The organism is Dyella acidisoli, assembly GCF_030160295.1.
Classification (GTDB): domain Bacteria; phylum Pseudomonadota; class Gammaproteobacteria; order Xanthomonadales; family Rhodanobacteraceae; genus Dyella_B; species Dyella_B acidisoli.
Genome location: NZ_BSOB01000010.1, coordinates 588,960 through 609,492, shown reverse-complemented (window position 1 = coordinate 609,492; position 20,533 = coordinate 588,960). Strand labels below are relative to the sequence as shown.

Annotated in this window: 18 protein-coding genes; 9 read left to right on the top strand and 9 right to left on the bottom strand. The window is 61.1% G+C overall.

Annotated elements, in window-relative coordinates:
* The first annotated feature begins 48 nt into the window (after positions 1-48).
* The 6 genes from QQJ86_RS07815 (at position 49) to QQJ86_RS07790 (ending at position 6,313) form a co-directional block, all read left to right on the top strand.
* Positions 49-1,455 carry an amidase gene (locus tag QQJ86_RS07815; RefSeq protein ID WP_284320344.1) on the top strand — a complete coding sequence of 469 codons (1,407 nt, stop codon included), beginning with the start codon at positions 49-51 and terminating at the stop codon, positions 1,453-1,455.
* Entirely contained in the window at positions 1,445-2,068 is a 624-nt protein-coding gene (locus tag QQJ86_RS07810) for an alpha-ketoglutarate-dependent dioxygenase AlkB family protein (protein ID WP_284320343.1), read from the top strand. The genes QQJ86_RS07815 and QQJ86_RS07810 overlap by 11 nt, the downstream gene beginning before the upstream one ends.
* 80 nt (positions 2,069-2,148) lie before the next feature.
* Complete coding sequence (gcvT, locus tag QQJ86_RS07805; protein ID WP_284320342.1) at positions 2,149-3,249, top strand: glycine cleavage system aminomethyltransferase GcvT; 1,101 nt, start codon at positions 2,149-2,151, stop codon at positions 3,247-3,249.
* Between the two features lie 91 nt (positions 3,250-3,340).
* Positions 3,341-3,742 (top strand): glycine cleavage system protein GcvH, encoded by a 402-nt coding sequence (gcvH, locus tag QQJ86_RS07800; protein WP_284320341.1) that lies wholly within the window; start codon positions 3,341-3,343, stop codon positions 3,740-3,742.
* A gap of 584 nt (positions 3,743-4,326) precedes the next feature.
* Positions 4,327-4,845 (top strand): met regulon transcriptional regulator MetJ, encoded by a 519-nt coding sequence (gene metJ / locus QQJ86_RS07795; RefSeq protein ID WP_284320340.1) that lies wholly within the window; start codon positions 4,327-4,329, stop codon positions 4,843-4,845.
* 406 nt (positions 4,846-5,251) lie between these two features.
* A complete protein-coding gene (locus QQJ86_RS07790; RefSeq protein ID WP_284320339.1) occupies positions 5,252-6,313 on the top strand; it encodes an energy transducer TonB in 1,062 nt (353 codons plus the stop codon).
* A gap of 159 nt (positions 6,314-6,472) precedes the next feature.
* Here the strand turns inward: QQJ86_RS07790 and QQJ86_RS07785 are convergent, their stop codons facing one another.
* Positions 6,473-7,798, bottom strand: a complete 1,326-nt coding sequence (locus tag QQJ86_RS07785) for a serine hydrolase domain-containing protein (RefSeq protein ID WP_284320338.1) — start codon at positions 7,796-7,798, stop codon at positions 6,473-6,475.
* Positions 7,799-8,065: 267 nt separating this feature from the next.
* Entirely contained in the window at positions 8,066-9,643 is a 1,578-nt protein-coding gene (locus QQJ86_RS07780; protein ID WP_284320337.1) for a GMC family oxidoreductase, read from the bottom strand.
* Between the two features lie 35 nt (positions 9,644-9,678).
* Here QQJ86_RS07780 and QQJ86_RS07775 point away from each other — a divergent pair, with 35 nt between their 5' ends.
* Positions 9,679-11,028: an NTP/NDP exchange transporter gene (locus QQJ86_RS07775; RefSeq protein WP_284320336.1), complete on the top strand. Its 1,350-nt coding sequence runs from the start codon at positions 9,679-9,681 to the stop codon at positions 11,026-11,028.
* 33 nt (positions 11,029-11,061) lie between these two features.
* Here the strand turns inward: QQJ86_RS07775 and QQJ86_RS07770 are convergent, their stop codons facing one another.
* The 3 genes from QQJ86_RS07770 to mtgA form a co-directional block, all read right to left on the bottom strand.
* Positions 11,062-11,490, bottom strand: a complete 429-nt coding sequence (locus tag QQJ86_RS07770) for a CBS domain-containing protein (RefSeq protein WP_284320335.1) — start codon at positions 11,488-11,490, stop codon at positions 11,062-11,064.
* A gap of 44 nt (positions 11,491-11,534) precedes the next feature.
* The gene (locus tag QQJ86_RS07765; protein WP_284320334.1) at positions 11,535-12,503 is read right to left on the bottom strand and encodes a glycosyltransferase family 2 protein; all 969 of its coding nucleotides are present in this window, start codon (positions 12,501-12,503) and stop codon (positions 11,535-11,537) included.
* A gap of 65 nt (positions 12,504-12,568) precedes the next feature.
* Positions 12,569-13,315: a monofunctional biosynthetic peptidoglycan transglycosylase gene (gene mtgA, locus QQJ86_RS07760; protein WP_284320333.1), complete on the bottom strand. Its 747-nt coding sequence runs from the start codon at positions 13,313-13,315 to the stop codon at positions 12,569-12,571.
* A gap of 118 nt (positions 13,316-13,433) precedes the next feature.
* Here mtgA and hslO point away from each other — a divergent pair, with 118 nt between their 5' ends.
* Positions 13,434-14,327 carry an Hsp33 family molecular chaperone HslO gene (hslO, locus tag QQJ86_RS07755; protein ID WP_284320332.1) on the top strand — a complete coding sequence of 298 codons (894 nt, stop codon included), beginning with the start codon at positions 13,434-13,436 and terminating at the stop codon, positions 14,325-14,327.
* 9 nt (positions 14,328-14,336) lie between these two features.
* Here the strand turns inward: hslO and QQJ86_RS07750 are convergent, their stop codons facing one another.
* Positions 14,337-17,210 carry a bifunctional diguanylate cyclase/phosphodiesterase gene (locus tag QQJ86_RS07750; RefSeq protein WP_425604581.1) on the bottom strand — a complete coding sequence of 958 codons (2,874 nt, stop codon included), beginning with the start codon at positions 17,208-17,210 and terminating at the stop codon, positions 14,337-14,339.
* 285 nt (positions 17,211-17,495) lie between these two features.
* On the opposite strand from QQJ86_RS07750, the gene QQJ86_RS07745 reads away from it, so the two are divergent.
* Positions 17,496-18,380, top strand: coding sequence for a hypothetical protein (locus tag QQJ86_RS07745; protein WP_284320331.1), 885 nt, complete (start codon positions 17,496-17,498; stop codon positions 18,378-18,380).
* Positions 18,381-18,461: 81 nt separating this feature from the next.
* Here the strand turns inward: QQJ86_RS07745 and QQJ86_RS07740 are convergent, their stop codons facing one another.
* The 3 genes from QQJ86_RS07740 to QQJ86_RS07730 are packed head-to-tail and all read right to left on the bottom strand — an operon-like array spanning position 18,462 to position 20,387.
* Complete coding sequence (locus QQJ86_RS07740; protein ID WP_284320330.1) at positions 18,462-19,370, bottom strand: DUF4097 family beta strand repeat-containing protein; 909 nt, start codon at positions 19,368-19,370, stop codon at positions 18,462-18,464.
* Between the two features lie 13 nt (positions 19,371-19,383).
* Positions 19,384-19,842 (bottom strand): hypothetical protein, encoded by a 459-nt coding sequence (locus QQJ86_RS07735; protein WP_284320329.1) that lies wholly within the window; start codon positions 19,840-19,842, stop codon positions 19,384-19,386.
* A complete protein-coding gene (locus tag QQJ86_RS07730; protein WP_284320328.1) occupies positions 19,839-20,387 on the bottom strand; it encodes an RNA polymerase sigma factor in 549 nt (182 codons plus the stop codon). Before QQJ86_RS07730 ends, QQJ86_RS07735 begins: the two co-directional genes overlap by 4 nt.
* Between the last annotated feature and the right edge of the window lie 146 nt (positions 20,388-20,533).

The window sequence follows — 20,533 nt, the reverse complement described above, 5'->3', positions numbered from 1 at the left end:
CGCCGCGGTGCATGGACATAATCGCATTTGACCCGCGCCGGAGCGTGCATGAGTGCTTTACCGCCGATCGCCGATATAGATCTTCGCCGTGCCACGCTCTGCCAACTCCTGCACTGGCTGGCTTCCGGCCGGGTGCAATCGGGCCGACTGGCCGAGGTCTACCTTCAAGCCATTGAACGCATCAATCCGCGGCTCAATGCTTATGTGCAGCTGAGTTCGGCGTTGACGGTCGAGCAGGCGCATGGCGCCGAGCATCGTCGGCGCGATGGCGTGATCGGCCGGCTGGATGGTATTCCCATCGCGCTCAAGGACAATTTCGATATAGCCGGTTGGCCCACGCATGCCGGATTGCCCGGGCCTGGCGTATTGGCCGAACACGATGCGCATGTGGTAGCACGGTTGCGCGCGTCGGGTGCCGTGTTGCTTGGCAAAACCAATATGGATGAGGGTGCGCTTGGCGCGATCACCCATAACCCGCATTACGGTGCAACGCACAACCCGCATCGCCGCGGTTACACAGCGGGTGGCTCATCCGGCGGCGCCGCAGCGGCGGTAGCAGCGGGGCTGGCAGTAGCGGCCATCGGTTCGGACAGTCTGGGCTCCATTCGCATTCCCGCCAGTTATTGCGGCGTGTTCGCGCTGAAACCTACGCAGGGTGAAATTTCTACGCGCGGCATGGTGCCGGCGGCCCGACGGTTGGATGCGGTTGGCTTGCTTGCGCGCAGCGTTGACGATCTCACCGTGCTGCTGCAGGTGATGGCCGGTTACGACGCCGAAGATCCGCGCTCGCGCCGTCGTCGTGTCGCGCTGTCGCCACCGGATTGGGAGCCTGGCAAATTGCGTTGCGGCGTGCTGCCGAACCTGCCTGCGTTGGGCGTGCAGCCGGAGGTGGTGGATGTTTTCGAAGCGGCCTTGGCCAAGCTCGATCGCGAACTGGGCGAATGTCGCACGGTGGATTTCGACGACTGGCACTTCGCTCGCGCCCGTCGCGCCGGTTTCTTGCTGATGGAAGCGGAAATGATCGGCACCTTCGCAACGCAGCTTGCCGACCCTGAGCATCCAGTGTCGCCCCCGTTCCGTCGCTTGCTCGATTACGCCGCGCGCAAGACGGCCTCCGATTACGCCAATGCAGATCGCGTGCTCGATGCCGCCACGCTAAAAATGCGCCGATTGTTTGCACAGATCGATGTGCTGGTTATGCCAACCACACCACAAGGTGCTTTCCCTCTCGATGGTCCTGTGCCAGATACGCAAGGCGATCTCACCAGTTTTGCCAGCCTCGCGGGCTGCCCGGCGGTGAGCATTCCTATGGGCACATTGCCGAACGGCTTGCCGATCGGCATGCAGTTGGTGGGCGCGCGTGGCTCGGATCTGCGCTTGCTGGAACTGGCAGCGGTCTGGTCTGCCACGCTCGATGCGGCGCCGGAGTACCCTGTCGTTCGTGATGACGCCTGAACTTATCGGCGGCACGTGGCAACGCCTGCCGTTGCCCGATGCAGATGTGCACTACGCGCCAGCGTGGCTTACACGCGATGAAGCCGATGCATTGCTGCAGCACTTGCTGGATGAGATCCCTTGGGAACGGCATCGCCTGCGCCTGTTCGGCCGCGAGGTCGATGCGCCGCGGTTGAGCTGCTGGATCGGCGATCCCGGCGCGACATATGTGTATTCGCGCAGCCGTTTCGAACCCAGGCCGTGGACGCCGTCGCTGCTTTCGTTGCGGGAGCGTCTGGAGCTTGCTTGCGAAGCGCGTTTCAACAGCGTGCTCGCCAACTTGTACCGTCATGGCGAGGATTCCATGGGTTGGCACAGCGATGACGAGCCCGAGCTCGGCGCACAACCCGTGATTGCTTCGCTGAGCCTGGGTACAGAGCGCCGTTTTCGGTTCCGCCGTAAGGTGCCGCGCGGGACGAGCGCGCCGCCGCCGGTAGGTCTCACCCTGTCGCATGGCAGCCTGTTGTGCATGGCTGGCGATACTCAGCGCTGTTATCTGCACGATTTGCCCAAAAGCGCCGGAATTATCGGACCACGCATCAACCTCACCTTCCGTCTGATACACCGCGCATGACGCTCTGCACCTTGGATTGACTCAAGCTGCTGGACATAATGCGTGACTCCCTTGTCATCACCCACCCGCGCAGGCCTGCAATGACCCAGAAGACCGTACTCAATACCCTCCATCGCGAACTCGGTGCGCGCATGGTCGATTTCGGTGGCTGGGACATGCCGATCAACTACGGCTCGCAGATCGAAGAACACCACGCGGTGCGCCGCGATGCGGGCATGTTCGATGTGTCGCACATGACGGTTGTCGACCTGCATGGTGCGCGTGCGCGTGAATTTCTGCGTCACTTGCTGGCCAACAGCATCGACAAACTGAAGGTGCAGGGCAAGGCGCTGTATACCTGCATGCTGAACGAGCAGGGCGGGGTGATCGACGACCTGATCGTCTATCTGCTGGGCGACGAACACTTCCGCTTGGTGGTCAATGCGGCCACGCGTGCCAAGGATCTGGCATGGATCGAACAGCAGGCCAAACCGTTCGACGTGACCGTCAAGGAGCGCCCGGATTTCGCGATGATCGCCGTGCAAGGTCCCAGCGCGCGCGCCAAGGTGATCAGCCTGCTGCATGACGTGGATCGTCCACGCATCGAGAAGCTCGGTCGCTTCGCCGCCGCCGCGGCGCAAGGTCCGCATGGCATGCCGCTGTTCATCGCGCGCACCGGTTACACCGGCGAGGACGGCTTCGAGATCATGGTGCCGGAAGATCAGGCTGTCGCGTTGTGGAAAGCGCTGGCCACGGCGGGTGTGGCCGCGTGCGGATTGGGTGCGCGCGATACCCTGCGTCTGGAAGCGGGCATGAATCTGTACGGCCAGGATATGGACGAGAACGTCACGCCATGGGAAGCCGCACTGGCTTGGACTATCGTGCTCGACGAAGGGCGCGACTTCATCGGTCGCAAGGCACTGGAAGCACAGAAAGCAGCAGGCGTGCCGAGTGCCATGGTCGGCCTGGTGCTGGACGAAAAAGGTGTGCTGCGCCATGGGCAGAAAGTGCTGACGCCTCAAGGCGAAGGCGAAATTCTTTCCGGCGGCTTCGCGCCCACCTTGAACAAGTCGGTAGCGTTCGCGCGCGTGCCCGCGGGCGCGGCCGACAATGTTCGGGTCGACATCCGCGGTCGCGAAGTACCCGTGCGCGTGGTGAAGTTTCCGTTCGTGCGCGACGGCAAAGCCTGCGAAGGCATCTAAGCATCCGATGCGGGCATGTCCCATTCCCGCAACGTCAGCAGTTAGAATTTGCATCCTCCAACCCTGATCGAATCAACGACTGGACCCGACCATGAGCGCGAGCGAGATTCCCGGCGATCTGAAATTCCTCAAGTCCCACGAGTGGGCCCGTGTCGAAGACAATGGGCTGATCCGCGTGGGTATTTCCAACCACGCCCAGGAGGCGCTCGGCGATCTGGTGTACGTCGAATTGCCCGAAGTGGGTACCCAGGTGCAGGCTGGCAACAGCGTGGCCACGGTGGAGTCGGTCAAGGCCGCTTCCGACATCTATTCGCCCGTGTCCGGCGAGGTTGTTGAGGTCAATGAGAGTCTGGCCGACAAGCCCGAGACCATCAACGAAGATGCTTACGGCGAAGGCTGGTTGTTCGTGGTGAAAGCCAGCGATCGCGGCGAGCTGGACGAACTGCTCAGCGCCGACGACTACGCCGAGCAGATCGAGAACGAAGATCACTGACCCTCGTTCGGCATTTTGCAGAACGGCCGCCTAGGCGGCCGTTCTCATGTCGGCGGTACGCGTTAACCGTCGGAAGAACGCAATGCAGTGTCGTTCGCGGCGTGAAAAAAAACGCATCGCGGACATTGCGAAGACCTAAGGCGACCATCCATCGCATGCATGCGACGGAGCATCGCTTCGGAGCGCAGCGAGGGTGTTCGGGGTGCTTCGGACCGATTTCGGCACCTGATCCGGCGTCCTCCGGTCTAAATTCGTTCATGCTCCCGAATCGCCCGTTCGGGCAGTCGGAACGGCGGGACACATCGCTTCGTTGTGCTGCTTGCATCAACGCTATGCGTGTATCAACGCCGATGAGAAAAATCACATTTTTTAGCTTGTTTTTGGCCTTTTTCTAAAAACGCGCGAAACGAATTCTTTGAATGTTTGGACGGCTGATCACATTGCATTAGGTCATCGAAAAACCTTCCTTCCGACCATACTGCCGACCGGCTTCCGGATCGAAGGGATTGATTTCATGGCAAAAATCAATTGACAGTTGAAATGTTCGGGAATAGCTTTCGCACCATAAACGGGGAACGTTTCCAATGGTGGCATCGAAATTCATCCAGCCTTACATAGAACACGGTGAAAAATCCGCTGCGGTGAGAAAGATCACTGTTTCGATTCCAATGCATGTATTGCGACTGCTGTCGGATCTACGTACTTACCGACAGGTGAACAATTTGAGGCACGCCACGAACAGCGATCTGCTGGTTGAGGCGTTCCTCCACGCTTTTACTGGGCAACCACTGCCAACTGATGAGGAGCTAAGACGTACTATGGCCACTGCCAAGAAAACTGCACGTAAGTCGGCGAAGAAAGCCGCCAAGAAAACCACTCGTAAAGCTGCTGCCAAGCGGCCGGTCGCCAAGAAGGCTACCGCCAAGAAGCGCACCGCGCGCAAGACCGCCAAGAAGGCGGGTGCTAAGCGCGTAGGCGCGAAGAAGGCCACCGCCAAGCGCGTTGGCGCGAAGAAGGCTGCCAAGAAGGCGACGCGTAAGCGCACCGCCAAGAAGGCTGCCGCTGCCAAAGTTGTGAAAGCCACCAAAGCTGCGAAGAAGTAAGCACAACAACTAGACGTTTCACTCGATTTGTCTCCCTGCGGTGCCCAGCGCAGGGAGGTAGTTCGAAAGCGTTTCGTCCCGGCCATGTGCCGGGACGCTTCATTTTGGGGTCTTCATTTTTCGGTCCCCGAAAAATGAAGATGAGAATGCCTTCGGACCTCCGAGAAATATGGATAGGAATATTTCCGACCCCGGAAAATGAGAATCAGGTAAGGCAGTTGCTGTGCCTCACGCTCGCCGCCCCTTACCAGCGCGCTTCACGGCTATCCGTGAAATTCACCACATTTGCCCAGCCGCCACAATCGCGATACCTTTGGTCCATCCGCGCCGCGGCGAACCTAGAGGGAAGCCGCTCCTGGATCACAGGGGGGAAGCGCGGGTATCTAATGCCACAGCAGTGAAAATCATGGATACCCGAAACAGTCGTCATGCGCGCTCGCTTGCGCGCGGGGCCATCAAGCCCGTCATCATTGCCATTATTGCGGTCGTTGCCGGTTTGGCGGCCGTGTCATGGTTTCTTATCATCAAGCCCCACCAGGATGCGATGAATGCTGACTCAGGGGGGCATCCGTCCACACCTGTCAGCATCAGCCAGCAACAGGCCGCTGCGCCACCGGTGAACGTGGAGGCGATGAGCCTCAACGAACTGCTGAATGAGGCGCGCAACGCGATGAACCAGCAGCGCGTGATTGCGCCGGCCGGTAACAACGCCTTCGAGTTCTACCTGAAGGTGCTGCAGAAGCAGCCCGGCAATCCCGTGGCATCCGACGCTTTGCGCGAAACGTTTCCGTTCGCGGCGAGCAACGTGGAGCAGGTGATCAACCAGCGCCAGTTCGACGAAGCTGATCGTGAGATCAATCTGCTGGCGAAGGTCGACCCTACCAATTACACGCTGACCATCTTGCGCTCCAAGCTGGATGCCCAGCGCAAGACGCTCGACCAGGAGCAGCAGAAACAGCTTGATCAGCAGCGCCAGACTGAACTGGCCACGCAGAAAGCAGCTGCTGACAAGGCCGCTGCGGACAAAGCGCTCGCTGACAAGGCCGCTGCGGACAAGGTTGCACAACAGCAAGCTGCCCTGGCTGCCCAGCAAAAGTCCAGGCAGGCAGAGGAGGCTCAGAAGTCGACCTCGGCACCGGCGGGCAATGAGGTGGCCAGCTCGGCGAACATTTCGGCTGGCGGCAGCGAAACGCGTGATGCTATTCCGATCTCGACCATCCGCCCGCGCTATCCGGCAAACGCGCTTCGCAACAACCAGGAAGGCTGGGTGGATGTGCAGTACACCGTCAACGTGGACGGCAGCGTCAGCAACATCCAGGTAGTCAGCGCCGAGCCGCGCCACGTGTTCGACAACGCCGCCATCGACGCCTTGCGTCGCGCCAAGTTCTCGCCTGCGATGCGCGGAGGTGCCGCGATCGCTTCGCAGCAGCAGAAGCGCATCGAGTTCAAGTTAAATAATACGCAGTAACGCGGATTGTTTTCAGTTTGCCGGATCTGCGCTCTCCCCTACGTGTAGTAGGGGAGGGTTGGGGTGGGGTGAAGCAACCTCGCGGTGAATTCACATTGCACAGCAAGCGCGTGCAACCCCACCCCAGCCCTCCCCTGCAAGCAGGGGAGGGTGCACATATCAACCGCCGTGATGACGCGACTTATGCCGCACCTTCTCCGGTGCCGACCGATTCGCAGGCGGATCGCTTTCCACGCCGGCCCAATCCACGTGCGGCAGACCCAGCATCGCATCGAACACCATCGGCATCAGATCCGTGCCGACTGCGCCGGGCGAGTTCCACATCGACACCATGCCGACGCGATACTTCGGGAAGAACGCGATCATCGTGCGATAGCCTTCCACCGCACCGGCGTGGAACACCATCGTTTCGCCGCCGTAGGTAAACACGCGCCAGCCCAACGCATAGCTGGCGGCGGTCACGCGGGCGTGGCGCCATGGTGCGGCGTGCATTTCGCCTGGCGTGGATACGCCGGGAGCATGCAGTTCGTCGAGCAGTGCCGGTGACAGCACGTCCGGGCGCCCGCCCATTTGTGCGATCAACCATTGCTCCATGTCACGCAGGCTCGCATTCACGCCGGCCGCAGGGGCAACGCGGTAATAGGCTTCTTTCGGATCGAACGATTCCCATGCATGCGCGCCATGCGGACGATGCGGACGAGCCCAGCTCTTGCTGCTTTCCAGCGCTTCGCGGCCATAGCTGGCTGTGGTCATGCCGAGCGGGAAAAAGATGCGCTTGTCGACTTGGTGATAGAAGAAGTCGCCGGTCTCCGCGTAGATCAGATCGCCGATCAGGCTGAAGGCGACGTTCTGATAGCCGTAGCACTGGCCTACGTTGCAAGTGAGGTTTACTTCGTCCAGCTTGCGCACCAGTTCCTCGTAGGGAACGTTGTCTTCCAGCATTTGATCGTAGGTGTTGTGCGGAAGGCCCAGGCGTTGCCCAAGGATGTCCCTCACCGTGACGGTGCCGGAAGCCTGAGCATCTTTCAGCTGGAAGAACGGCAGTGCGTCGGCCAGCTTGGTGTTCCAGTCGAACCGACCTTCCTCGATCAGCAGGCCGGTGACGGCGGTGGCGAACGCCTTGGACAGCGATGCGAGGCGGAACACGGTGGTGGGTGTGACCGGTTCCTGCGTGCTTGTGTCCGCGTAGCCGATCGTGCGCTCGAACGCGACCTTGTTGTTCACCACCACCGCGGTAGCGAGACCGGCTACTTCGTTGCGCTCCGCCACCACATCCAGCCAGTGCGAATACGCGTCGAGCGTTTCCTTTACGCGCTCGGGCGGAAGTGTGGCAGTTGCACCTGAGTCGGCGGTGTCGTGCCGAACCGGGACGTCGGTAGTGGGCTGCGTGTCCGTGGAACCGGCACGCGCAGCGGATGCGGGAATCAAGATGGCCGCGATGCCGAGCGAACCGGCGATCAGCAAGGAAAGCTTACGGAACTGCATGCTACTGGCTTCTTTCGGGCGTGGCGTTACGCCTAAGAGCCTGTCTATGATCGCGGCCAAGCCGTGCGCTGCCGCCTGGCGGTCGCTGAGGCGCAACACAGGCTGTGCAGAGATCATAGACGAGCTCTTAGGTCATGGGCTGATACGCTCGTCCATGGGCAATCGCTGGATTGTCCTGTACTTCGGGCAAGGTCACAACGGCGTGAGCCTATGCTCGTGGGAACGATCATGAACTCGTAGGTGCGTGAACGCCCCGCCTAGCGAGCGTCACGCCAGCATGAGGGCGGCCGCGCGTTCAGCGATCATGATGGTTGGCGCGTTGGTGTTACCGCTGGGTAGCGCGGGCATTACGGAGGCGTCCACCACGCGCAAGCCAGCAACGCCATGCACGCGCAGTTCGCTATCCACCACGGCTTGCTCGCCGCGTCCCATGCGGCAGGTACCCACCGGGTGATAGACGGTTTCGGCTTTGCGGCGGACGAAAGCTTCCCACTCTGCGTCACTGGCCGGTTCGGTTTCCGGGAAGACAGGCCGGCCGCGATAAGCATCGAAGGCTGGCTGCGCGAAGATGTCGCGCGAAAGCTTTGCCGCTTCGATCATGCGTGCGAGATCGTGGCCTTCCGAATCGCTGAGGTATCCGGCATGAATCGCAATCGGCATTGCTGGATCAGCGGAACGCAAACGCAAGCTGCCGCGGCTGCGCGGATGCAGATAGCAGGCGTGCAAGGTGTAGCCGGAGCCCGGCAGGCGATGACGCCCGTGATCGTCCAGCAAGGCAGGCACGAAGTGGAACTGGATATCGCAACGCGCGTCCGTCGCCAGGTGGCTGCGCACGAAACCACCCGCTTCGGCAATGTTGGAACTGCCCGGCCCATCCCGATGGCGCAGATAACGCCAGCCCACTGCGAGTTCGTTGAGCTTGTCATAGGTGATGTTCTGCGTGCAGTTCACCAGCGTGCAGATGTCCAGGTGATCCTGCAGCTCAGCGCCAACCCCGGGCAGATCGGCCAACGGCGCAATACCGTGTCCGCGCAGATGATCCGCGGGCCCAATGCCTGAAAGCATCAGCAGCTGCGGCGAATTGATCGCACCAGCAGCCAGGATGATCTCGCCGGCACGAATGGTCTGTTGCTCACGCCCATGGCGTAGCTGTATGCCGGTTGCTCGCCCGTGTTCGATCACAACGCGCTCGACCAGAGCATGTGTGCGCACGTGCAGATTGGCACGTGCTCGTGCCGGGCGCAGATAGGCGGAGGCGGTGGAGCAACGCGCGCCATCGCGTTGTGTGACCTGGTAGAGGCCGAATCCTGCTTGCTCAGCGCCATTGAAATCCGCGTTGCGTGCGAAGCCGGCGCTGACACCCGCCTCGATCAGCGCAGCAGAAAGCACGTTGTGGTGACGCAGGTCCGAAACGCACAACGGTCCATCCGCACCATGCAGCGCACTTGCGCCACGCGTGTTGTTCTCGCTGAGTACAAACCAAGGCAGCACCTGCGACCATGACCAGCGCGCATCGCCGGTGGCTTCCGCCCAGGCGTCGTAATCGGCGGGCACGCCGCGGATGTAGCACATGGCATTGATAGAACTGGAACCACCCAGCGTCTTGCCGCGGGGCCACCACAGGCGGCGATCGAGCAACTGCGGTTCGGTTTCGGTTTCGTAGTTCCAGTTAAGCCGGCGACGTTTCGGTAAGTGCGCAAGCCCCGCGGGCATATGGATGAAAGGGTGCCAATCGGCGCCGCCGGCTTCCAGCAGCAGCACGCGGTTGCTTGGGATGGCGCTGAGTCGATGGGCTAGTACGCAGCCGGCCGAGCCGGCGCCGACGATCACATAGTCGTATTCCATGCCACCCCCGCATGTGACCGTGTGTCACGGGGTACATGCTAGTCTTGCGCGGCCTTCCGCTGGAACCCCGCCCGGTGCGTCTGCCGTCCTCCGATTCTTCGCATTCCGACGCCACTCCGGCGCTTTCCGCACTGGCTTTCTTCTTCGTACTGACGTCGTATTACATCATTCGTCCGGTGCGCGATCAGCTGGGCGGCGCGGTGGGTTCTACGCAATTGCCGTTGTTCTACGCCGCTACGTTCGTGGCGATGCTCGCGCTGACGCCGGTATTCGGCATATTGGTAGCGCGGTTTCCGCGGCGGCGCGTGTTGGGCTGGAGTTACAGCTTCTTCATCGTGTGTCTGCTGGCATTCATCCCGGCTTTCATGGCGCAGGATCGCATCGGCGCCCGTGCGTTGGGCGTGGTGTTCTTCATCTGGGTCAGTGTGTTCAACCTGTTCGTCGTGTCGCTGTTCTGGAGCTTCATGGCGGATGTCTTCGACAGCCGGCGCGCACGCGAAGTGTTTTCGTTGATTGCGCTCGGCGGCATGGCCGGTGCGATCTTCGGACCGTTCGTGACTGGCCTGCTGGTTGGCTTGATCGGCGTGGCGCCGTTGCTGCTCGTGTCCGCCGTGATGCTTGGTGCTTCCCTGCTGCTGTTGTTGCGGATATCCGTGCAGCGCGCGCAAGGCATTGACGCCGAGCAGCCGGTGGGTGGTTCATTGTGGGCTGGCGTGCGCGAGTTGTGGTCGCGGCCGTTTCTGCGCTGGATGGCTATCCTGATGTTTCTGGGTGACGGCGTGGGCACGCTTGCCTATGCACTGGTGTCCGACTACACCAAGGCGCACCTCGCTTCTGCGGGTGCGCGCACGGCGTTCTATGCGCACCTGGATCTGGCCACGAATCTGCTCGGCTCGCTGCTGCAATTCACACTGACACGTTCGCTGCTTGTGCGGCGGGGTGTCGTCTGGGCGATGGTGCTACCGCAACTGGTGAACCTGGGCTTGCTGGTGATGGTGATGCTGGGCGGTCATGCCCAATTGAGCGCGCTGGGCTATGGCGTACCGCTGTTGGCGCTGATGATGGTGGGTACTCGCGGCTTCATGTATGGCATGACCAAGCCCGCCAGCGATGCGCTGTACACCCGGGTACCGCGGGAAACACGCTACAAGGGCAAGAACTTCGTGGATACCGCCGTGTGGCGATTCGGCGATGTGGTGATCACCACCAGCATCAGCAGCTTGGTGAAACTCGGCGTGAGCGTGGGCAGCATCGCGCTGATCGGTGTGGGCGCATCGTCACTGGCTGCGTGGATAGCACGCAAAGCAGCGACCTCGCCGGATTTGGCGCCAGAGGCCAAAGCAGGGAAAGGAGAACAGGGAACGGGGAACGAAAGCCTCGCTTGAGGGTTTACGTTCCCCGTTCCCCGCTTCCGAATTTCAGCTCGTAATGTACCGCTGCAATTGCTCGATCTGTTCGGCTTGCGCGCCGATCACTTCCTTGACCAAGTCGCCGATCGAGATAACGCCCATCACGCGATGGCCTTGTACCACTGGCAAGTGGCGTACACGGCTGTCGGTACACAAGCGCATGCAGTCGAAGACATCCGTATCGGGCGTAACGGTGAGCACAGGAGCGCTCATGATCTCCGACACCGGTGTCTGTGCCGACGATCGACCCTGCAGAATCACTTTGCGCGCATAGTCGCGCTCGGAAACGATGCCGACCAACTGCTCGCCGCGCATCACCAGCAATGCGCCGACACCTCGCTCGGCCATGTGTTTGATCGCTTCCAATACGGGCGCTTCCGGCGCAATGGCGAAGATGTCGCTGCCCTTCCTGTCCAGCAAATGCTTGACCTGACGCATCCAAACCTCCCCAACGGCCGCAGCAATGGCCGCGTAGGGACAGTTTAGCGCTGTGGCGTTGCTTCGGTGTGAATCGTCGTACGCGTGGCTGGCAGATGTTCTTCCTCGATGAAATACAAGGGGCGCTGCTTGGTTTCGTTGTAATTGCGGCCCAGGTATTCGCCGATGACACCTAGCGCGAGCAACTGGATGCCACCCAGGAACAGGACCACGACCATCAGGCTCGGATAGCCCGGCACCGGATCGCCGTGCAGCAGCGCTTTCAACAGCACTTTCAGGCCGAACAGAAAAGCCAGCACGGAGGCGGCCAGGCCGGTCCAGGTGGCAAGCTTCAGCGGTGCACTCGAAAACGAAGTGATGCCTTCGATGGCAAGCTGGGTAAGGCGCCAGTAATTCCATTTGGTCTTGCCTGCCAGCCGTGGATCGCGCATGTATTTCACCGCGGTCTGGCGGTAGCCGATCCATGCGAACAGGCCCTTCATGAAACGCTGGCGCTCGCGCAATTGTGACAACGCCGCCAATGCACGGCGCGAAAGCAACCGGAAATCACCGGTGTCGCGCGGCACGGCCACGTCAGACATGATTTCCATGGCGCGGTAGAACGCCGACGCGGTGAATCGTTTAAAACCGGTTTCACCGGCGCGTGCGCTGCGGGTGGCGTACACCACGTCGTAGCCTGCCCGCCATTGCTCTACCAGTTGCGGGATCAGTTCCGGCGGATCCTGCAGATCCGCGTCGATCACCACGGCGGCGTCCGCGTCAACGTGGTCGAGTCCGGCGGTCAGTGCCGCTTCTTTGCCGAAGTTGCGCGACAGCTTCAGCGTGCCCACGCGCGGGTCGGCTGTCGCCAGCGATTGCATGATCGTCCAGGTATCGTCGCGGCTGCCGTCGTCGATATAGAGCACGTCGCAGTCCAGCGGCAGTTGATCCAGCACTTTGGACAGACGCTCATGGAAGGCGGCGAGCACCGCCGATTCGTTGTAGGCGGGAACGACAACCGTGAGTCGCGGCATGCCGGGGATATCCATTCGAATAGGTAGACCTGCAAAGTGTAAGTGCTGGACGAAAGTTCGTGTTTTTAACGGCGTCGCGCCGAGCGCACATCGCGCGGCGGCTGATGGCTTTGCAGGTAGGCTGGCCCGCCGAGTTGGTTCATCTGCTGCTCGATCCAACGCGCCCGTTCCAGCACGTAACCGCTCGGGCGATCGACACGGAAGCGGTCAGGATTGGGCAGCACTGCCGCCAGCCGGGCAGCCTGCGCGGGGCCGAGTTGCGCGGGCGAGGCACGAAAGAACGCTTCGCTGGCCGCACCTACGCCATAGACGCCATCACCGAACTGAGCGATGTTCACGTACACCTCGAGGATGCGCTGCTTCGGCCATGTCAGCTCCAGCAGCACGGTGAAGTACGCCTCCAGCCCCTTGCGCACGAAGCTGCGGCCGTTCCACAAAAATAGATTCTTGGCCGTCTGTTGGCTGAGGGTGCTGGCGCCGCGCAGGCGCCTGCCGTCATCGGCCGCATCGATGGCGTTTTCGATGGAGCCGAAGTCGAAACCGTGGTGAAACGGAAATTTCTGATCCTCGCCAGCCACCATCGCGATCGGTACCCAGGGCGACATGTGCGACCAGGACACCCAGTGCTGGTGCAGCTGGAAATCCTTTTCACCGTGTATCAGGGCATCCATTCGGCGCTCCATCATCACGGCCGAGGTCCAGGGTGGCACGAAGCGCAAAACCAGCACCACGAACCAGCTCAGGGCGACCCATGACAGGATCACGATACCGGCGTAACGCAACAGACGGCGAAATGGCGGAAGATGCGGCATGGTGTCGATCAGGGTGAAAAATCCCGTGAAGTATAAGTGGCGCCCAAGCAAAGCCATTGTTACAGCTGGCGTGAGACCCCATGTTTCGCGTCTTGCCGTTTTTATGAGGTAGTTCAACGTGGAAACCGTGCTTGCCGAGGATGTGCTCCATCGCTTTTTGCTGGAACGTGCGGGCGTCCGGGGTGTGATCGTGCGGCTGGGTGCTGCCTGGCGCGAAGTCGCCGGACGCGCTGAATACCCCGCGCCGATCCTGGATTTGCTGGGCCAGACGCTGGCCGCCAGTGCGCTGCTGACCGGCAATATCAAATTCGACGGCGCGCTGTCGGTGGAACTGAAGAGCAAGGGCGCATTGCGGCTGCTGTTTACCGAATGCACCGACGCCGGCCGGTTGCGCGGCTTGGCGCGCTGGGACGAAACCATGTCGGATAAGCTCGCCTTGAGCGAATTGCCGCAAGCCATCATGGCTATCACCATCGGCCAGGCCGAGCGCGGGCAGCGCTACCAAGGTCTGGTGGATTTGAATCATCCGGAACTGGCGATGGCTCTCGAAAATTATTTCCTGCAGTCCGAGCAATTGCCTGCGCGCTTCGTGCTTGCGGCGAATGGGCAAAACGCGGTGGGGCTGCTGCTGCAGAAGCTGCCGGGCGAAGGCGGTCACGATACGGCGCAGGACGAGGATGGCTGGCCACGTGTCGAGCAACTCACTGCCACACTGGGCCGCGATGAACTGCTGAGCACATCACCGGAAGAATTGCTCTACCGCCTCTACCACGAAGAAACCGTGCGCCTGTTCAAGCCGCGTCCGCTGGCCTTCGGCTGCAGCTGTTCGCGCGAGCGCGTGGAAGCCATGCTTCGTACGCTGGGTCGCGAGGAAATTGAGGCGACGCTGGAGTCGCAGAACGGCACGATCGAGGTCACCTGCGAATTCTGCGCACGCGAATACACCTTCGATCGCGTGGATGCGGAGCATTTGTTGAGTGGTGGTACGGCCGCAAGTTCGACCATGCAGTAATCGCGTAGGTTACGAGCCCATCCACACATCTGCCGGCTGTGGATGGGCAAACAGAAAGCCTTGACCGTAACGGCAACCGATATGCCGTAGTACCTGACGCTGCGCGTCGTCTTCGATACCCTCGGCGATCACTTGCATCTGCAGCGAATCGGCCAGCACTTGGATCGCACGTACCACCGGCACGCTGTGGCTGTTGGACTTGGCCAGCTCGATGATGAAGCTGCGATCGATCTTCAGTGTTTCGATCGGATACTGGTGCAGATAGCTGAGGGACGAATAGCCGGTGCCGAAATCGTCGAGCGCAATGCTCACGCCGTGCTGGCGCAGGTTGTCGAGCATACGTTTTACCTGTGCCGGATTTTCCAGCAGCGTACGCTCCGTCACCTCGATGCGCAGCGACCGCGGGTTGACGCGATGCGCGCGCAATAGATTGAGCAGGCGATCGTCGAGATCGGATTGACGAAAATGCCGACCTGAGACATTGAGGCTGACGAACCCGTGAGTGCCCGCCAGTGTGCTCGCTTGCGAGGCGATCTGCTCGAAGATCTGCCAGTCGATGCTTTCCGCGCTGCCGTTTTCTTCCGCCACCGCAAGGAAATCGCCTGGACATAGCAAACCGCGCACCGGGTGACGCCAGCGCAACAGTGCCTCGTAACCCACCGTGTGCCCATCTTCCAGCGACACGATCGGCTGATAGAACGGCACGAATTCGTTGCGGCTCAGCGCACGGCGCAAGTCGCCTTCCATTTCCAGCAGCGACAGCACTTCGCGGCGCAGGCGATCATCGAAGACGGCCGAGCGATGCCGCCCTTCGTCTTTGGCGCGATACATCGCGGCGTCCGCGTCGCGCAGCAGTTCTTCAGGTTGCTGATAGTGCGGGCCGGGCAGGGCGATGCCGATCGAGGCGGAGGTGAAAATCTCCTTGACACCCAGGCGGAACGGCACGTGCAGTTCGGCGATGATGCGTTCGGCCACGAGCTTGGCTTTGCCGATATCGCTGATGCCTTCCAGCAATACCGCGAATTCATCGCCGCCCAAGCGCGCGACCAGATCGCGTGTTTTTAGGCAGGCGCGGATGCGACTGCCGGCCTGGAACAGCAGATCGTCACCAATCAAATGGCCCACCGAGTCGTTGATCACCTTGAAGCGATCAAGGTCGATGAACAGCACGGCGAACAATTTGTGCGGGTCGGCGTGATACGCCTGCAGCGCTTGCCCCAAGCGCTGCAGTAGCAGCGTGCGGTTGGGGAGGCCGGTCAGCGAATCGTGCAGCGTTTCGTACATCAGCCGACGCTCGACGCGTTCGCGCTCGGCAATCTGTTCGCGCAGGTCGCGGTTCGCCAACGCCAGTGCACGCGTGCGTTCGGTTACCCGGCGCTCCAAGTTGATGTACGCCTGCTTCAGCGATTCGCTGGTCTGCTTGCGCTGCAGCGCGTTGGCGATGTGGTAACTGACGAAGGTGAGCAGTTCCTGGTCGCGCGTGTCGTAAATGTGCTTGGGAGAGTAGCTTTGTACGGCAAGTACGCCTTTTACGCGGTCATCCCACACCAGCGGTACGCCCAGCCAGCAAACGGATTTCGCACCCATTTCCTTGTATTCGCCGTCGGCTGCCAGTTGTTCGAAAACTTGGCGGTCGGCAAGCAGTGGTTTGCCGTGCTTGAGCACGTATTCGGTGGCACCGTTGGCGACGGGGCGAGGCACGCGCGCGGTGTCGATCTCATCGACCGAATAGGGAAAGGTGATGTTCTGCCCGCTTTCATCCAGCAACGCGATGTAGAAATTTCGCGCGTAGAGCAGACCGCCGACCACCCGATGTACGGCGGCGTAGAAGTTCTGTTGGCTTTCCGGTGCGCTGGCCAATTCAGCGATGCGGAACAGTGCCGATTGCAGACGCTCGCCGCGTTGGCGCTGCAGCACTTGCTGGCGCAGCACGCGGTTGGTCGCGCGCAATGCAGCGGTGCGATCAGCCACTCTGCGTTCCAACTCGGCGTGTGCTTCGCGTCGTTCGAGCGCGGTCTGCATGTGCTGCGCAACGTAATTCAGCAGATCGCGGTCCTGGTGCGTGTAGTGCGTGTCGGATCGATAACTCTGCACGACGATGCCGCCGACGGCCTTGTTACCGCGCATGAGCGGCACGCCCAGCCAATGTTCGCAAGCGGGACCGACTAACGTGAAGCGGCCTTCGAGCTGATGCGCCAGTTCTTCCACCGAACCCATGATGGGTTGCGTGCTCTGCAGCAGATTCCACGTCAAGCTGTAACGCATGTCTTGCAGCGGATAACTTTCATCCGGCGCCGGGGGTTTCTGGTCAACCGTATCCACGTAATACGGAAAGCGGACGCTGTCGCTGACCGGGTCGTAGAGGAAGATGTAGAAGTTCTCGGCGTACATCAGCATGCCGACGATGGCGTGCAGCGACTGCATCATCTCGGCCAGGTTGTGCGTGGTGCTGGCCAGCTCGGCGATGGCGTACAGCGCACGCTGCAGGCGCTCGGCCATGGCCAGTCGCGAGATCGATTCGTAAAGACGTCCGGTTTCGCTGAGCTGGCGCAGGCGGATGCCAGCCAGCCGGCCCAGCCACGCCAGTTCGCCACTCGCTTGCTGATTCTGCAGGGTGACTTCGCTCTCCATCACCAGTATTCGCTGGCTTTGGGGGTCGGTAGCGAGGTTCGCCCGACCCGGCGCTGGGATGACTTCGGCCTCGGGCGGAAGCCAGCTGAGTGTTCCGCGCAGCCCCAGGTGATCGAGCGCAGTCTCACAGATCCGCAAGACGTCTTCCGAATCCATGGCCCGAAACAGCCGCTCCAATGTCTCACGCAGCTCCACCGGCAGGGTCCCGCCGGGGTCTGGCGCGAAATTGCGGCTATCGGGCATTGAACTCATGACCTATGAGCGGGTCCACGCGGTATGTCGGTTGACTATATCTCGTGAAGATACCGTCATGTGGCCGAGGTCCATGGCTTTCCTTTCGCTAGCCGGAGGGAAATGCCTTCCCCATGCATCCACCATGCCATCAAGTGGTTGTTCGTATAACCGTTTTGGCTGACTGTGCCGCAGAAAAATGCGCCATTCCGGGTGTTAGTAAAAAGTAAAGTAAGGTATACTGAATCCCGGGAGTCCGTACTCTTTCGCGGTACGGGCGGGTCTATCGAACGAATTCGAATTTTCATGCGCCGATTGCTGCTGACACTGCCGCTGCTCTGCGTGCCGCTCATGGCGGCAGGGCAGACACTGTCCGGCGATCAGATCAGCAATACCGCGTGGATGCAGCAACAGCAGGCGCTGAAAACCGGTCAACCGCAGCCCAGCCAGGGTTCGTTGCTGGTGCAGTCGCAGAGCGGCACCACGGCAGACGCACAGAACGATACGTCGCTATCGCTGAATCCGCTCGCTGGCGGCACCGTCAATAGCAGCTCGGTGCAATATGGCGTCACACCGAACGTTTCTGCGCAAGTGGGTGTCACGCAGCGCTCATGGGTGACGCAACCGCGCATTATCAGCAGTGAAGTGGGCGCCACGTACAACGCAGGTCGTTACAGCGTAGGCGTGAGCGTTGCGCAGGATCAGGTGCCTAATCCCACACCGCTGCCTCGCGTTTTGCCGGGGGCGGTGCCTGGCGTCAATGGTCTTTCGGATTTCGACAGCAGCACGCAGCTCAATGCGCGCGGGCGCTTCGCGCTGAGTGGCAATAGCGGTGTGTTGCTGGGCGCTAGCATGGGCCGCATCCATCTGCTGCCGGGCAATCAGTTGGGTCTGAATGCGCTGGATCAGAAGGCGCTTAGCTTTGGTGTCGAGCACGGCTCGGTCAGTACCAGCATCGTCGGTCGCACCATGTATCCCGAGCCGGGTGCTGCGGTGCCGGGCATGCTCAACGCTGAGCGTCGCTGGAACAGCATCGATCTGGGCGTGACATGGCGTTTGCCATGGCAAGGCTCGTTGAGCTTCGGCGCGCAGAACCTGTGGTCGTCCGGTAATGCGGTGAGCACGCCGGCGGGTCCACCGGAGCCGGATCAATCACGTACGCCTTACGTGCAATATCACCAGGATCTTTGATCTCTTCTTCAAAAACAAAAATGCCCCCGGTTAACGGGGGCATTTTTGTTTTTGAAGCGAGAACAGGGAGTGCGTTCCTTGTTAACGCCCACCCTTCCTGAGGCGTATATCGCCGCTGAAGGTCTCAACATGGATGGTTCCGCTACCGTCGCCGGCCACCGCATCGAGCGTACTGCCAGGACCATGTTCGGGATGCGTGGGGGTGCCGAAGTCGGTATGCACGTTACCGCTGAAGGTGCTGGCGTGCAGGTTGCTGTTGAGCGGGGCAGGGAATTGCAATTGCACGTCACCGCTCATGCTATCGACGTTCATATTGCCGCCTGCGGCCACCACACCGGTGAGCTGCACATCGCCCGATACGGTGCTGAGGTTGAGTTGTTGCCAAGGACCGCCGCCTGCTTGGATGCGGCCGGAAACCGTTTGCAGTTCGGCGGTGCTGCCAATCGACGGCGCGAGAATGTCGCCGCTCACCGTTTGCAGCTTCGCTTGCTTGGCATAACCGGAGAAAGCGATGTTGCCGCTCACGGAGACGACGTTGAGCATGGGCGTTTGCGCATTGATGCGCACGCGGCCGCTGACTGAGTTCACTTCGATGTCGCCGCGGTCGATGCCATCTACGCTCGCCGGTGCGCTGACCACGTTTACCTTCACTGATGCGCCGCGCGGCACGTTCACATCCAGCCTGGTGGGTTCCATGGCGTTCTCGCCACTCCAGTTGAACCAGCCGCTCTGTCCCTTGGCTTGTACGTTGATGGTGAGGTTGTTGTCGCTGCCTTCGATGGCAAGCGGCTGGGCGCCGTCACCAAGCTGGCCGCCTACGTGCACCTCGCTGCGGTCCCAGGCGGTTACGGTGACTTCGCCTTTCACGTTGCTGATGTTGATGTGCGCGGTGGGCGCTGCGGAATGATGAAGATCCAGCGGGGTATCGGCGAAAGCCTGCCCTCCTGGCAGCAGGCAAAGCAGCAGCGGCAGATAGCGGGTGTTTTTCATTTTTTTTATGTCCTTAGCCGGCTTGTTTCTCGAGTTCGCGCAACTGGTTTTGCTGCGCATGCGTCCGTTGCAGCAAGCGCTGCAGAGCGGGGGAATCGGGAGCTTGCTGGATCGCCTGTTGCAATTCCAAGCGCGCGGCATTCAGTTCGAGTGCGGCGCCGGCCAGGCGCGGGTCGCTCGGTTTCCAGGGTGTGCTGTCCATGTTCGGGTTAATCGTGGCAACGGATGTTTCGCTATGCGGAATCGCATGCATGTGCCACACGATGCCACCGGCAAGCACGACAACCGCAGCGATGCTTGCCGCCAGCGCCCACGTGCGATGACGTCGCGCGGGTGCAGTCGGCACAGGGGTGGCGACCTCGCTTGTTGCAGCGTCGTCGAGCGCAGCATCGATGCGTGCCCACAGATCGTTCCGTGGAGCGGTCGGCCGGTTCAAGTCGCGCATCTGGCGCAGCCATTCGAATTCATTCATCGCACATCTCCAAGTACCTTGCGCAACAAGCCGCGTGCACGATGCAGTTGCGCTTTGGACGAGCCTACCGCCATCTCCAGTTCGCTGGCGATTTCCTCATGGCGCCAGCCTTCCACGTCGTGCAATACCAGCACCGCGCGAGCCCGTGGCGGCAGCTTGCCGATCGCGCGCTCGAGCTCTTCGCGTTCGGCGGCACAGAACGGAGTTTCGCCATGCTCGGGAACGCTTTCCTCGTCGACATAGCCGACCGGATCGGCACCCCGCGCGCGGATGTCCATGAGTGCCACATTCACCGCCAGGCGGTAAAGCCAGGTGCCGAACGCGCTTTGCTCGCGGAAGCTATCCAGCTTTTGCCAGGCTCGCACGAATGCGTCCTGCGTAAGATCCTCGGCGCGCGCGTGATCGTAGCCGGACAACCGCAGCATGGCGCCATGGACGCGGCCCACATGCTGCCGATACAGACGCTGGAACGCCTGACGGTCGCCCGCAGCGGCCGCACGCACGTCATCCATCTCGTTGTTTCCCGCAGCGAGCGCAGGGGGCATGGCGCTTCCGTTGGCGATGCAAGCAGCAATCATCTTGCCAGCTTGGATGCGGGTGGGGATGTAAAGGTTTAGTGGGCGACCTTACTAAAGCCGCATACATCGCGCGAGATACCCTCGCTCCAGCCCTCTCTCCCATCCTTGATCAA

Coding starts and splice junctions, on each gene's coding strand:
- QQJ86_RS07785 (WP_284320338.1), bottom strand. CDS start 7,798: ATGCAGTTCCGTAAGCTTTCCTTGCTGATCGCCGGTTCGCTCGGCATC.
- mtgA (WP_284320333.1), bottom strand. CDS start 13,315: ATGCCGCATCTTCCGCCATTTCGCCGTCTGTTGCGTTACGCCGGTATC.
- QQJ86_RS07770 (WP_284320335.1), bottom strand. CDS start 11,490: ATGCGTCAGGTCAAGCATTTGCTGGACAGGAAGGGCAGCGACATCTTC.
- QQJ86_RS07780 (WP_284320337.1), bottom strand. CDS start 9,643: ATGGAATACGACTATGTGATCGTCGGCGCCGGCTCGGCCGGCTGCGTA.
- gcvH (WP_284320341.1), top strand. CDS start 3,341: ATGAGCGCGAGCGAGATTCCCGGCGATCTGAAATTCCTCAAGTCCCAC.
- QQJ86_RS07815 (WP_284320344.1), top strand. CDS start 49: ATGAGTGCTTTACCGCCGATCGCCGATATAGATCTTCGCCGTGCCACG.
- metJ (WP_284320340.1), top strand. CDS start 4,327: ATGGTGGCATCGAAATTCATCCAGCCTTACATAGAACACGGTGAAAAA.
- QQJ86_RS07740 (WP_284320330.1), bottom strand. CDS start 19,370: ATGAAAAACACCCGCTATCTGCCGCTGCTGCTTTGCCTGCTGCCAGGA.
- gcvT (WP_284320342.1), top strand. CDS start 2,149: ATGACCCAGAAGACCGTACTCAATACCCTCCATCGCGAACTCGGTGCG.
- QQJ86_RS07810 (WP_284320343.1), top strand. CDS start 1,445: ATGACGCCTGAACTTATCGGCGGCACGTGGCAACGCCTGCCGTTGCCC.
- QQJ86_RS07730 (WP_284320328.1), bottom strand. CDS start 20,387: ATGCCCCCTGCGCTCGCTGCGGGAAACAACGAGATGGATGACGTGCGT.
- QQJ86_RS07745 (WP_284320331.1), top strand. CDS start 17,496: ATGCGCCGATTGCTGCTGACACTGCCGCTGCTCTGCGTGCCGCTCATG.
- QQJ86_RS07765 (WP_284320334.1), bottom strand. CDS start 12,503: ATGCCGCGACTCACGGTTGTCGTTCCCGCCTACAACGAATCGGCGGTG.
- QQJ86_RS07735 (WP_284320329.1), bottom strand. CDS start 19,842: ATGAATGAATTCGAATGGCTGCGCCAGATGCGCGACTTGAACCGGCCG.
- QQJ86_RS07775 (WP_284320336.1), top strand. CDS start 9,679: ATGCTAGTCTTGCGCGGCCTTCCGCTGGAACCCCGCCCGGTGCGTCTG.
- QQJ86_RS07750 (WP_425604581.1), bottom strand. CDS start 17,210: ATGAGTTCAATGCCCGATAGCCGCAATTTCGCGCCAGACCCCGGCGGG.
- QQJ86_RS07790 (WP_284320339.1), top strand. CDS start 5,252: ATGGATACCCGAAACAGTCGTCATGCGCGCTCGCTTGCGCGCGGGGCC.